The organism is uncultured Pseudoalteromonas sp. (assembly GCF_963922945.1).
In the GTDB taxonomy this organism is placed as follows: Bacteria; Pseudomonadota; Gammaproteobacteria; order Enterobacterales; family Alteromonadaceae; genus Pseudoalteromonas.
Genome location: NZ_CAWUKC010000097.1, coordinates 1 through 13,261, shown reverse-complemented (window position 1 = coordinate 13,261; position 13,261 = coordinate 1). Strand labels below are relative to the sequence as shown.

Here is a 13,261-nt window from a genome sequence, read left to right as displayed (position 1 = left end):
TTAGATGGATAATTAAGCAAGCAGGTTTTTTAAGCTTTTATAAAGCAGCTATCAGCTATCAGCTATCAGCTATCAGCTATCAGCTATCAGCTATCAGCTATCAGGAAAACCCTATTACGTAAATTTGTAATATCAACAAGCAAAATAAAGATAAGTGTTTTAATTTTTTGTGGTAAACGCCGAGCTTGCTCGCGTGAAAAGCGCAGCTTTTAAATCTAACAGTTAATCAAAGTTTTTATTTTGTGCATTAAAAACAGTTAATTACTGCTAGGACGGCCTTTATTAATTAACCCTATTAGATAAAAATCCGGCTTATATGCTTCTAAAAGGTTATTGTCATAAAAGTCGCGTATGCATTCTTTCAAAAACTCACTCTCTGTAACCTTTGACAAAGTTTTGTATCTAGATTGATAGAAAATGAAAAGCCCCTTTAAAGCTAGGTTTCCACCTAGCGACTTAACTAACTCTTTATATAAGAGTAATCGAAGTTTTTTGTCTGTAACGGAGGAGATAAACTCAAAAATATTTATAAAGTCTCTATCAAAACTTTTCAGGAAGGTATTATCCGATAAATAGATAAGCGCTATCATTTTATTATAGATGGTTTTAATCAAATCCCTCCCATCATTAGATAAAATAACAAATTGAAATGCTTGAAACTCTTTACAATTATTTCGACTACCATAAGCCGATAGATGTTCGAAAACGTCCACACCATATTGAGCCTCAAGATCATCTTGATTAATCAGTTTATGGTCTTTTATGAGGTAACTAAAATCAGATAGCTTAGATCTAAAAGTACACTGATTCACATCTTTGTTCTTTGATGGAATATCTTTTACGTTATTGTTTTGCAATGACTCTATAAACATAGGCAGGGTTTCTTTTACCTTATCAAAAAGTAAAACGTCAGTTTGAGTTTTCATAAGCGTTCTGGTTTCTGATAATTCTTTTTTACTCGTCTGCCACGTTTTATATAAAAGAAAAATACTCGTAATTAAGAGTATAGGCTGAAGCATATTATTAAGATAAGTGGCAGTATCAACCCAATTAGAAAAGTTTTTATTATTTATTAAATCAATTCCAAAAGTTGCGATATAGAGCCCTATAATAGCTATACAAGAGACTACCAACAGACAGAAAAGTAGGAAACTTGAGGCATTATATTTAAATTTTTTTTTCATTAATCTTCCTGATTACCTTATTACTATCCATAAAAATACTAATAGCTAAAAACTAACCACTTTACTTTATCTGTTGGGTTTCACTTCGCTCTTCCCAACCTACGTTATTTGCCTATCGCTTCTTTGGCAAATAGGTGTTTTATTGGGCCTAGGTTATCAACAAGTGACAGCCCTACTCCACGAATCAGTTTTTTAACCGGATTTGCCCCTTCAAATAACTCTTTAAGCCCTTGCATCATGGCTATGTGCTTTTGCGCGTCAAGCTTGCGGGTGCGCTCGTAATCGCGAAGTGTACGGGTGCTTGCAAACTCTTTATTATCACTTGTGAGTAACTCAATTAAATACGCGGCGTCTTTTAGGCCTAGGTTCATACCCAATCCTGCAAGGGGGTGAATGGTGTGTGCAGCATCGCCTATTAACACCACTTTGCCACTTACCCATTGCTGGGCGTAGCGCATTTTAAGTGGAAATGCTGCGCGCTTACTTTGCACTTCACACAGCCCGCACTGACCGTCTATGGCTGCCATTACGGCTTTATTAAAAGTAGTGTCGTCCATTGCTAGCAACTCATCGCAATGATTAGGGCTGGTAGACCACACAATAGAATGGGTGCGGTCATCGCTCAGTGGTAAAAACGCCAGTGGCCCAGTTGGTAAAAACACTTGGCGCGCAGTGTTTGCATGTCCCTCTTTGGTTTTAACCGTAGCAACAAGTGCATGGTGGTCGTAATCTTTAAAGCTGAGCGCCATATTAAATTGTTTACGAATAGCCGAATTTGCACCATCGGCCGCCACCAGCAGCTTAGCAATTATAGGCTCACCGCTTTTTAGGGTTATAAATACGTCGGACTCAGTTTGGTGTATTTGCTGATACTGCGTATCAAACATGAGTGTGGCAGCTGGCTGTTGCTCTAGCTCTTTTATGAGTGCAAAACGAATAATATCGTTCTCTACTATATGACCTAAATGTTCAAGCCCAAGTTGCTCATTATTAAAGGCTATTTTACCAAAACTGTCGGCGTCACGTACATCCATATGTGTATAGGCACACGCTCGCTCTGCCATTATGTGTGGCCACACGTTTAATTGCTCAAACAAAGTTTGGCTTGCAATACTGAGCGCACTTACGCGTAATCCGTACTCATCACTTGGCGGTAATTGCTTTGGCGCGGCATCTAGCACCACAACAGTAACATTGGCTTTAGCCAGCCCTAACGCGAGGGTTAAGCCTACACAGCCACCACCTACTATACAAACCTGTGCTTGTTTCATAAACGTGTACCTTGTTTAACTTGACCCATTAGCTGCTTTGCCAATGGAGCCTTTAATGCGGGAAATAAATCCATTGAGAAAAGCCCAATGCTGCGTCCAAGTGCTAACACGCGTGACGAGTTTGAAAAAAGCCTAACTAGTGCATCAGTTAATGTCATTACGGTTTTTATATCGCTACTGCGCTTATGTGAATACTCTCGGTTAAACGCATAACTACCCAGCTCGTTTTTGCTTGATGCAATTAACTGGCTGAGTACTTGTACATCACGCAGACCTAGATTAAATCCCTGCCCGGCGATAGGATGAATAGCATGCGCGGCGTTGCCAATTACTACCGTGCGATGCGCCGTTAATGATTCTGCTTGGCCATAAACTAGCGGATAGCTTGCCCGTGCGCCTACCTTGGTGAATTGGCCTGCGCGGTAACCAAACGCACTTTGCAGCGCATTTAAAAACTCATTATCGTTTAGCGCAATGCATTGCTCAACTCGCTGTTTTGCCATACACCATACTAGTGAGTAACGATTATTACTCATTGGCAAAAGCGCTATAGGGCCGTGCTCAGTAAAGCGCTCGTATGCATGATTGTTATGCCCACCAGCGACTTCAACATTAGCAATTATAGCGCCTTGCTCATAAGGCTGAGTATAAAAACCTAAACCAAGCAACTTGCGGGTTGGTGATTGTGCGCCATCGGCAATAACCAGTAGCTTAGCACTGAGTTGATCGCCGCTTTGTAAAGTAAGCTCGTTACTGTTTAGGCTTTGCTTAATAGCGCTTACGCTATCGGGGCAATAAACTGCAATATTCGTTTGTGCTAAGCGCTGGTAAAGCGCACGGCCAAATGGGTTTACCTCAACTACGTAGCCTAATGAAGGTTTAGCAAACGCATCGCAATTAATATGTGTTTTACCAAAGTGTCCGCGATCTGACACGCTGACTTTTTTTATTGCGGCGCTATACGACGCGTTTGTTTCAAATAGATTTAGCTGCTGTAAATACTCAACCGATTGCTGTGCAAGGGCTATGCTTCTGTCGTCAAAGCTTGGGTGGTAATCGCCCGTTACTTGGTTTGCCTCTACCACCGCAATAGTCAGTGATGGATTTGTTTTAGCAATACTTAGCGCGCAACTTGCGCCGGCAAGCCCGCCACCAATCACGATGACATCAAACTGCTTCGCCACTTTACTCTCCCACGCTTATGCGTTTTTTGCACTTTGCATAAGTGCTTCTATATCGTGTATGGTTTTTGGCACGCTTAAGGTAAGGTTTTCATGCCCTGATTCAGTAATGAGTAAATTATCTTCAATACGAATACCAATGCCTTTATATTGCTGCGGTGCGTTTGAATCTTCGCTGATGTAAAGCCCTGGCTCTATGGTTAAAACCATACCAGGCTCAAATGCACGCTCAACGTTATTTTGTTTGTAATCGCCTACATCATGAACATCAAGGCCTAACCAGTGGCCAAGGCCATGCATGTAGTATTCTTTACAAGCACCTTTTGCCATTAGCTCGTCAAAATCACCGCTTAAAATACCTAAATCAAGTAACCCTTGAGTCATCACTGCCATTGCACGCTTATTGGCGTGCGACATAAACCCACCGGGTTTAACTTCTTCAAAAGCAACTTCTTGTGCTTTAAGTACAATATTATAAAGCGCGGCTTGAGGGTCGCTAAACTTACCATTTACCGGGAAAGTACGCGTTATATCGGCAGCGTATCCTTGTAGCTCACAACCGGAGTCAATTAACACTAAGTCGCCATCTTTTAGCACATCGCTATTTTGCGTGTAATGCAAAATATTAGCGTTATCGCCACTGCCAACAATGGTGCCGTACGCTGGGTGGCGGGCACCGTGCATTGCATAATGATGATGCAGCTCTGCCTCTAACTGAAATTCAGTTGCACCCGGGTGTGAGTAACGCATAGCTCGCATATGGCCGCGGGCACTTAGCTCGCAACCTTCACGCATGATGTTTACTTCGCTTGGCGATTTAAATAAACGCATTTCATGGATTAGGCCTCGCACATCTTTTAAAGTGCTCGGTGCTTGATAGCCTTTTTTAGTGCCGCTACGCAGTGTGTTTAATAAGGAAAATACTTTTGTATCAAAACTTGGGTAAGCACCTTGTGCATAAAATAAAATCTGCTGACCGTTAACCAAATCTAATAATTGTTCACTTAGCTCACTTAATGCGTAAGTTTCGTCGAATAAGTACTCATTTTTAGCTTTTTCAAAGCCAATTCTGCGGCCGTGCCAGATTTCGGCCAATTTATCTTTATCAAGACAAAATAACGTACTTGGCGTGTCACTGTTGTTGCAAAGCACTAAAACGGCGTCGGGCTCGTTAAAACCAGTTAAGTAAAAAAAGTCGCTGTCTTGTCTAAATGCATATTCGGTATCGCGGCTACGCGTTACTTCGCTGGCCGCTGGAATAATGGCTACACTGTTTGCATCCATTTTTGCAAGTAAACGCTCACGACGTACTTTAAATTCTGACTTTTGTATTTCAACCATGCTTTAACAACCCGTTTTTATTTAGATTAGTGTAGTGTTTTTTTAGGTGCTTTTTCCTTGCCAAGTTCGGCAAAACAAAGCAGTGCTGATACACGTACATATTCAATCACCTCATGAAGGGCTTGGCTGTCTTCTTCGGTTTCGTCAAACATGGTATCTAGGCGGGTAATTTCACTAAAGTCGCTAATAACTTCTTTTACATCAGCCGATAGCGCACCGTAATCTTTTTGCTTTAAACCAAAACCAAGCATAAAACCTGTAACCCATGATACGAGGCCATTTGCTTGATCGATGAGTGTTTCATCATCACTTGGTAAAAATAAATCAAACGCAAACGCTTCATCATTAAAGCTTGCTACTACCTGCTTATAAATGGTGCCAAAAAACTGCTTTAGATCGTTGCTAAACGCTTGACCATCATTAAATACATCGCTTAACAAGCCTAAGTATTCTTTGTCATCAATGCTCAACCCGCAGGCAAGTAATCCACTAATTACGCCATGGGCTTCTGCTGGTGAGACAAATATTTCGTTTTTTTCTAAAAGTAACTGGGCTTTTTGGTAGTCTGGTAAGTCGCTCATATTTATATCTTCGCTTTGCAAGTTATGGCAATGCTACCACTCGATAAAAAGCAACTCCAATTAATTGTATGATCCTGCTCAAAAAGTACCACGATAAGTAAATAGCGGGTTACCAGCGAGCAAAAACTACTCGAACAGTTCAAATTTTTGCGTTTAGGGTTTGATGAATTGATTATGTCTTATATACTGAACTTGTTCCCTGGGGTGTCGGAGTTTGGTTAAGTCCCTGAGCCGATAAATTTTATACCAGGATTTCTGTTCGTCTACTATTGTGCAAGCTCGGCATGTACCGAGAAGCCTACGGTAGACCGCAGCTTTCCGCCCTGAAACCTTCTGGTTTCAGGACTGACGCCGAACACCACACGCTTGGGGAACACCTTTCTTGTTTTGCATTTTTTGCTACCTCCCTTTTTTAAATACCCTTTATTACCTTATAAATTTTTAGCAAAAAAAAGCTGCAATTGATATTAATCAACTACAGCTTAGTCCTAGAACACATTTCGTTATTTATCTAAACCAGCTTTGAAAGCGCTCCATCAGCATATAGTTTACTGGCACTAATATAAGTGTAATTAGCGTTGCAAACACAATACCAAAGCCAAGGCTTACTGCCATTGGAATTAAGAACTGTGCTTGTGTGGCTTTTTCAAATAATAGCGGCATTAAACCAATAAAGGTGGTTAAACTTGTGAGCATTACGGGGCGAAAACGTGCGGCCCCTGCAAGTTTAACCGCATCAATAATCTTGCCGCCTTCGCTACGTTTTTTATTAATAAAGTCGACCAATACAAGTGAGTCGTTAACCACTACACCTATGAGCGCCAACATACCCAGCAAGCTCATAATGGTTAAATCCATACCCATGATCCAATGTCCTACTACGGCACCTATCATGCCAAACGGTATAACGCTCATAACAACAATAGGTTGCATGTACGATTTAAGCGGTATCGCTAATAGTGAATAGATAATAAAAAATACAAATAACAATGCCCAAGCGAGTGAGCCAAACGATTCTCTTTGCTCTTTAGCTTCGCCTTCTAGCGTGTAATCAACACCTGGGTATTGCTGCATTAACTCATCTAAATACTCACTTAAATCGGCTTGCAGCGCGGTCATGTTGGTATTGCTTTTTTCTATGTCGGCGGTCACGTTAAGTGTGCGATAACGATCGATGCGGTTAATAGTTGACGGGCTCTGTCCTGCAATTAATGTCGCCACATGCGACAGCGGCACCGAGCCACCTGAAGGCGTAGTGATCAATATATTTTGTAAGTCAGCTACAGAGCGACGCTCCTCAATGGGTAGGCGTACCATAACACGTACATCGTCACGTCCGCGTTGAATACGCTGTACTTGCGAGCCAAAAAACGAGTTGCGAACTTGGTTTGCGACATCCACTCGGTTTAAACCCAAAGCATAGCCTTGCTCGGTAAGCTCTATTTGCAGCTCTTCTTTACCATCAGACATGCTATCGGCTATATCAAACACGGTTGGGTAAGTGCTTAAGCGTGTTTTTACGCTTTCGGCAATTTTTTGTAGGGTATCTAGTGAAGTACCGCTTAATTGCACGTTTATTGGGTCAGAGCTACGCCCTATTTCGGCTCTAAAGGTTAAGCTTTCAGCCCCTGGAATAACGCCAATTAAGTCACGCCATTCACTGACCAGCTCGCGAGAGCCAATATCTGAATCACGACTTTCGGGGGGCGTTATTTCAAAACGCACGCTGCCAGAGTTAGACACGCCACCGCGCCCACCTGTAGAGGCGAGTATATTTAATATTACGCTTTCATTGGTGTTTTCATCACGGTATTTATCTTGTAATAGCTGTGCTTTTTGCGACATATCCATTACATACTTGTTAGTTACTTCAAACGGCGTACCTGTTGGTAGGGTTAATGTTACCCGTACGGTTTCACTAGGAATACGCGGGAAAAATACAAACTTTGTCCATCCACTGGTTATTAACGTTAAAATTATAAAAAACACACCAATAAACAAGCTTATTGTCGCTAATTTATAGCGTAATGCTTTTGTTAAAACTGGTTGGTAGTACTTTAAAATGGCACTTTCGAATCCGTCTGCAAATCGCTGCTGAATTACTTCAAGTTTGGATGATTTTGCTTTTTGGTTACGAAGCTTTATGTACTTTAAATGCGCTGGTAACACAAATTTAGATTCAATGAGTGAAAACAATAATACCGGAATAACCACCACCGGAATTTGCGCAAACAAAGCACCACGTGCTCCTTCTATAAACGCTAGAGGTAAAAAGGCTGCAACGGTTGTAAGTACCCCAAAGGTAACCGGTGTTGCAACTTCTTGCGTGCCTAAAATGGCAGCTTGTTCGCCCGACTCTGCGGTTTTTAAATGAGTATAAACATTTTCCCCTGTTACTATGGCGTCATCCACTACAATACCTAGTACTAAAATAAAGCCGAATAAACTCATTATGTTAAGAGTTACGCCAAAAATAGGCATTGCAATAAAAGCGCCCATAAACGAAACCGGAATACCAATAAATACCCAAAAGGCAATGGCTGGGCGTAAAAACAAGGTAAGCAGGGCTAATACTAAAATCCCCCCCTGAAGGGCGCTACTGGTTAGCGTGGCAATACGACTTTTTACTACTTGAGAGTCATCATCCCAATAACTTAACGCGAACCCTTGTGGTAGTAAGTTTTGTTGTTTTTCAATGTAATTTTTAACATCATCTGCTACATCTATCGCACTTTGCGGCCCAATACGGTATACATCTATAAAAGCGGCTTGTTTACCATTAAAACGGGTACGTACCGGGGTTTCTTCAAAGTCATCATTAATACTGGCTATATCACCTAGACGTATTACTGTACCGTCACTTTGGTTTTTAACCACAATATTTGCAAACTCATCTTTACGATAAGCTTGCCCTTTTGAGCTGATAAGTACATCACCCCCTTCAGTTTTTAAGTTACCAGCGGAGATATCTGAGCTCGACTTTGCAACAGCAGTAGATATTTGCGCAAGCGTTAAATTGTATTGACGCAGTGTATCTTGACTTACTTCTATAGCGAGCTCATAGTCGCGCACACCACTTAGCTCTACTTGTGTAACATTAGGAAGGCGTAAAATATCGTCGCGTACTTGCTCGGCATACTCTAACGTTTCTTTTTCACCGTAATCACTCGATACGGTAACGGCTATTACTTCGCGTTTTCGCTCAGCAAGCGCTACTATGGGTTTTTCAGCATCGCCCGGAAAGGTATTTATTGCATCTACACGGCTTTTTATATCGGCTAATAACTCGCGTGGGTCGTAGCCACTTTCAACTTCTATAGACACCGATGCAGAGCCCTCAGATGAACGGCTAGATATTTGCTCTATTCCCTCAAGGTCTTGCACAGCTTCTTCTATTCGAATGGTCACCCCCTGCTCTACATCTTCAGGTGTTGCACCACGTAAAGTAACACTGACACTAATACGGTCTGTTTCAAAAGACGGAAATACTTCTAACGGTATTTGAGTCGATAAACTAAATAAACCCGATAACAGTAAAGTGACGAGTAATAAGTTTGCCGCTACGTGGTTTTTTGTAAACCAAGCGATCATGGCTTATCTCCTTGTGCGGCACGGCGTTTTTGTATTAACTCTTCAACGCTAATTCCTAGCTCTTGCGCTTTTTTCTTAAGCTGCTCACGCGATGGGCGCTTACCTTTGCCTACCCCATTAGGGCCTTTTGCTTGCATATTTTGCGTATCGGTTTCGCCTAAAATACTCACAGCAGTACCTGAGCTTACTTGCCCAAGCGGTGTAATGACTAGCTTATCGCCTGCATTAAGGCCTGTTTTAACCATAGCTTGAGTGGCATTTTGCCATGCAAGCGTAATGCTTTTGCGCTTTAACAGCCCCTCTTCAACCACATACACGTAACTGCCTTGGTAAATAGTACTATTAGGGATTATTAACGCATCTGGCACTGTTTTACCGCTAATTTGCGCAGTGATGTATTGACCAATTTTAATGGGATATTGGTTATTTGCTGTGGCTTTGTATGGGTCATTTATTTGCGCAACAATATACAATTGCTGAGCACCTTCATCGATGGCGCCTTCAGTGCGTATTATTTGCCCCTGCCATTTTTGCTCGCCCACTAAGTCAGACTTAAATTTAACAAGTGAGCCTGTTTGGTTTTTACTGCCATCTCTGTATTGCTCTGGCAAATTAATATACGACAGGTCTTTATTTTTAATTGGTAGGCGTACTTCTACGCTGTCTATGGCATATATAGTTGCAAGTTCAGTATTGTCACTCACCACTTGGCCAAGGTCTACATTACGACTAAGCACACGCCCAGCGTAAGGCGCAGTAATTTTGGTACGCTCTAAATCAAGCTGTGCTTTTTCAAGTGTAGCTTGCGCAGAAAGCACCTGAGCTTGTGCAGCCGCTAATTGGGGTTTGCGAAGTACTAAACTACTTGCTTGCGATGAGCCCCCTAAACGCTTCCAATCGATAATTGCTTGTTGGCCTCGTGCTTTTTCTTCTAATAAGCTTTGCTCAGCAGTTAATAGTGCTGCTTGCGCCGATTTAACCTCTGCTTGATGATCCCTATCATCTAGTTGCAGCAATACATCCCCTTTTTCAAAAAAACCGCCCTCTCTAAAGTCATCACTCACTTTATTAATTTGCCCAGATGCTTGAGCAACTAACAAACTTTGAGTACGCGGCTTTACCGTGCCGTAGCTGTCAATAAAAATAAGGTAATCTTGTGGGTCAATTTTTTGTATCGATACGCTAACTGTCGCTTTAGGCGGTGAGCCAAAACGCTTGGCTTCGGGTGGGTTACCCTTAATAAACATAACAATAGCAATCGTGATCGCCACGACTACGGCTGGAATTAAAAGTTTTGCTGATTTAGTTTTCATCGTTATTGCTCTGAGGTTCGCTTGTTGGGGCGTTAAAATCGCCACCAAGGGCAACGTATAGGTTTATTCGGTTCGCAATTAGCTGGTTTTTTGTTTCAATAAGCGAGCTTTGCGCATCAAAGGAGCGTGACTGGGCATCAAGCACGGTTGTGTAAGTGACCAGGCCACTTTGGTACTGCTCAAACGATAGTTGCTCTGCTGCAAGGGCGTTTTCTTGCGCCTCTAATGTGCTTTTATAACTGACTTGCAAAGATTGCTGTTGAGTAATTGCGTTTTCAACATCGCTGAATGCATCGTACAAGGTATCTAAATATACTTGCTCTTGTTTTTGTGCATTTAAGCGAGCTATTTCTTCATTTGCTTTTAGCTGGCCACCACTAAATATTGGTGCAGAAATATTGCCAAGTAATGACCACGCTAAACTCGATGGCGAAAATAAATCGCTCACTCTATCGGTGCTATCACTTAAAGATGCTGATAAGTTTAAACTTGGGAAGCGCTGTTTATGTGCATAGGCTAGGCCTGCATCGCTTGCTAATAACTGATACCAACTTGCGCGCAGTTGAGGCTTGCGGGTTATAAGCTCTGAGGGAATACCAGTATTAATTGGCGCAAGAAAAACAGGCAGTTCAACCTCTGCTGTAATATCACCTTTTGGATAGCTGCCTAATAAGCGTTCTAAAGAACGCGATGCGCTTACAAGCGTGGCTTGTTGATTGGCAATACGCGTGCGCTCGTTATTAAGCTCATTACGGGCTAAATATACATCAAGAGCCTCATTAATACCTTGGCGGTAGCCCGACTCAATAATATCTAAGTTTTGCTGTGCGTTTTCTTCTCGGCGTTTATATAAATCGAGTAACTGCTGGGCGGTTACTAAATCAAACCAGCCAGTGACCACATCGGCCACCAATTGCTGCTTAGCTTGCTCAAAACTAGCTTGTTGCGCTAAGTAGTTTAAATTGGCTTGGCGTTTAGCATCAGATAACTTACCCCATACATCGACTTCATAGCTTAGCTCTAAACTCACAGAGCTGGTATTATCATAACTTACCGGTCGATTGTCTTTACTGCGCCTAGTTTGCGCAGATAAATCAAGATCAGGCCAAAGTGCTGAGCCAGATACTATTAATTGCTGCTTTTGTATTTGTACATCGTAGGCACTTTGTAACAAGGCCTGATTATTATTAAGTGCTTTATTAACAAGTTCTTCAATGTATGGATTGTCTAACGTTTGCAGCCATTGTTGATCTACTGCAAGTGTATTTTGTGCTAAACCGTGTTGCCATGTCGCTGCAATGTCGCTGGGTGCTTGCTCGCGCTGCTGAGGGTTTAGCGCACCCGCACAGCCGCTCAGCAATACCAAGCTAAGAGCCAATAAAGTTGGCTTAGTTTGCCAAATCATAGTTAACCTAAATTACTGCCATTTATGAATGTAATTCAAGCACTTTGGCAAATTTTGCTCAACTTACTTTACATAACATTACATACGTTGCGATGAATTAACATAATAGTCAGTTATTATAAAATAGGCAGGTAATTTGGAGGGGGTTTATACAAAAAAGCAAATAGCGTGTAATACACTATTTGCTAAACAGGATAAATAATGTTGTTAAACACAAACCTTTAAATTTCTTTAACGAAGCTCATGTATTGCTTCATGTCACCCACAACAGCTTGCGCTAGTAGCTCACTCGTTTTAATTGAGTACGGCTGATTGAAGTGAATGTCCCACAACGCCGATTCGTTGCGCCAATGCTCATACACAACAAGTGTGTCGTCACTATTTTCAATACTATATAAATCAAACACTAAGTTACCCGGCTCTTGGTTTCGGGTTTGCTCTACATGCGTTTCAAAGCGCTCAATGACTTTATTTTTAAAGCTTGGCTTAATTTTAAAAATAAAGAATAAACTAAATACGTCATCTTCAGGATTAACTACTTTAGGGTTGTTTTCGTGAAGGGGAGCGGGTGCTGTATTTTCAAGCAGCATCACCTCAGGCTCTGATTGACTATACTCAGGCAGTACATTTAACAACGTTTGTGTATAATCTTGTGCGCTATGGTAATCTACCGCATTTTGATCTTCAAATCGCTCGTAAGCAAAAAATACTCCTGGGGCATTTTTGTCTTGGTATAAACGCATTTCTAAAAGACCAGGCTCAGCCTTAGCGCCTTGCTTATCTACTTCTAGAAGTGCTTTAAATTGTGCGATGTGCTCGTCTTTAATATCAAACTTAACAATTTGCGTGATCATAATGTGCTCCAGCTTTAAGTTATCTATACCAATACGCGTAATTAAGTGATCTATTTTGCGGATTGGCATTAGCAGGGCTAAAGGTACTCTGCACTTTATTACTTAAATCAATCATATGAGTGAGTAAATGGAGTGAGTAACAACAGTCCCTAACCTTTCGATACGGTAATTATGCGCATGCAAGCAAAGGAGAAAAAGAGAGGATATACCCAATTAATATGGACTGTTTTGTCCATAATGAATTTTAAGTAAAAAAAAGCCCTGCATGTATATGCAGGGCTTTAATATAAATGGTGCCTCGACCCGGAATCGAACCAGGGACACGAGGATTTTCAATCCTCTGCTCTACCAACTGAGCTATCGAGGCACTTAAACAGTGCGATTAAATGTTTAAAACATTTAATTTTAATAAATGGTGCCGACTAACCGAGTCGACGGGTAACTTGAACAGGCTACAGATTACAGTTCCCTTTTCAAATTACTAAAATAAATGGTGCCGACTAACCGAGTCGAACGGTTGACCTACTGATTACAAGTCAG

General features: G+C 41.5%; 9 protein-coding genes, 1 tRNA gene and 1 other RNA gene. 1 reads left to right on the top strand and 10 read right to left on the bottom strand.

Going from position 1 to position 13,261, the window contains the following annotated elements; all coding sequences use genetic code 11:
• Positions 1–257: 257 nt before the first annotated feature.
• From AABI99_RS15885 to AABI99_RS15865, 5 genes are all read right to left on the bottom strand, one after another.
• Positions 258–1,184, bottom strand: a complete 927-nt coding sequence (locus tag AABI99_RS15885) for a hypothetical protein (RefSeq protein WP_338367063.1) — start codon at positions 1,182–1,184, stop codon at positions 258–260.
• Positions 1,185–1,288: 104 nt separating this feature from the next.
• On the bottom strand, positions 1,289–2,455 hold the full coding sequence (locus tag AABI99_RS15880; RefSeq protein ID WP_338367062.1) for an FAD-dependent monooxygenase: 1,167 nt from the start codon (positions 2,453–2,455) through the stop codon (positions 1,289–1,291).
• Positions 2,452–3,639 carry a 2-octaprenyl-6-methoxyphenyl hydroxylase gene (gene ubiH / locus AABI99_RS15875; protein WP_338367061.1) on the bottom strand — a complete coding sequence of 396 codons (1,188 nt, stop codon included), beginning with the start codon at positions 3,637–3,639 and terminating at the stop codon, positions 2,452–2,454. The genes AABI99_RS15880 and ubiH overlap by 4 nt, the downstream gene beginning before the upstream one ends.
• Positions 3,640–3,654: 15 nt before the next feature.
• Positions 3,655–4,977 (bottom strand): Xaa-Pro aminopeptidase, encoded by a 1,323-nt coding sequence (pepP, locus tag AABI99_RS15870; protein WP_338367060.1) that lies wholly within the window; start codon positions 4,975–4,977, stop codon positions 3,655–3,657.
• A gap of 26 nt (positions 4,978–5,003) precedes the next feature.
• On the bottom strand, positions 5,004–5,558 hold the full coding sequence (locus AABI99_RS15865; RefSeq protein ID WP_338367059.1) for a UPF0149 family protein: 555 nt from the start codon (positions 5,556–5,558) through the stop codon (positions 5,004–5,006).
• Between the two features lie 193 nt (positions 5,559–5,751).
• Here AABI99_RS15865 and ssrS point away from each other — a divergent pair.
• Positions 5,752–5,935: non-coding RNA, 6S RNA (ssrS, locus tag AABI99_RS15860), on the top strand.
• A 130-nt stretch (positions 5,936–6,065) separates the two neighbouring features.
• On the opposite strand, the gene AABI99_RS15855 is transcribed toward ssrS, so the two are convergent.
• From AABI99_RS15855 to AABI99_RS15835, 5 genes are all read right to left on the bottom strand, one after another.
• Complete coding sequence (locus tag AABI99_RS15855) at positions 6,066–9,149, bottom strand: efflux RND transporter permease subunit (protein WP_338367058.1); 3,084 nt, start codon at positions 9,147–9,149, stop codon at positions 6,066–6,068.
• Positions 9,146–10,462 carry an efflux RND transporter periplasmic adaptor subunit gene (locus AABI99_RS15850; RefSeq protein ID WP_338367057.1) on the bottom strand — a complete coding sequence of 439 codons (1,317 nt, stop codon included), beginning with the start codon at positions 10,460–10,462 and terminating at the stop codon, positions 9,146–9,148. Before AABI99_RS15850 ends, AABI99_RS15855 begins: the two co-directional genes overlap by 4 nt.
• Complete coding sequence (locus tag AABI99_RS15845; protein WP_338367056.1) at positions 10,452–11,867, bottom strand: TolC family protein; 1,416 nt, start codon at positions 11,865–11,867, stop codon at positions 10,452–10,454. The genes AABI99_RS15850 and AABI99_RS15845 overlap by 11 nt, the downstream gene beginning before the upstream one ends.
• A gap of 221 nt (positions 11,868–12,088) precedes the next feature.
• A complete protein-coding gene (locus AABI99_RS15840) occupies positions 12,089–12,790 on the bottom strand; it encodes an antibiotic biosynthesis monooxygenase (RefSeq protein ID WP_338367055.1) in 702 nt (233 codons plus the stop codon).
• A gap of 222 nt (positions 12,791–13,012) precedes the next feature.
• Positions 13,013–13,088, bottom strand: a tRNA-Phe gene (locus tag AABI99_RS15835).
• Between the last annotated feature and the right edge of the window lie 173 nt (positions 13,089–13,261).

Bases quoted from the DNA above. Each gene is read 5' to 3' on its own strand.
- AABI99_RS15885 (WP_338367063.1), bottom strand. From the start codon at position 1,184: ATGAAAAAAAAATTTAAATATAATGCCTCAAGTTTCCTACTTTTCTGT.
- AABI99_RS15880 (WP_338367062.1), bottom strand. From the start codon at position 2,455: ATGAAACAAGCACAGGTTTGTATAGTAGGTGGTGGCTGTGTAGGCTTA.
- pepP (WP_338367060.1), bottom strand. From the start codon at position 4,977: ATGGTTGAAATACAAAAGTCAGAATTTAAAGTACGTCGTGAGCGTTTA.
- AABI99_RS15865 (WP_338367059.1), bottom strand. From the start codon at position 5,558: ATGAGCGACTTACCAGACTACCAAAAAGCCCAGTTACTTTTAGAAAAA.
- AABI99_RS15855 (WP_338367058.1), bottom strand. From the start codon at position 9,149: ATGATCGCTTGGTTTACAAAAAACCACGTAGCGGCAAACTTATTACTC.
- AABI99_RS15850 (WP_338367057.1), bottom strand. From the start codon at position 10,462: ATGAAAACTAAATCAGCAAAACTTTTAATTCCAGCCGTAGTCGTGGCG.
- AABI99_RS15845 (WP_338367056.1), bottom strand. From the start codon at position 11,867: ATGATTTGGCAAACTAAGCCAACTTTATTGGCTCTTAGCTTGGTATTG.
- AABI99_RS15840 (WP_338367055.1), bottom strand. From the start codon at position 12,790: ATGCCAATCCGCAAAATAGATCACTTAATTACGCGTATTGGTATAGAT.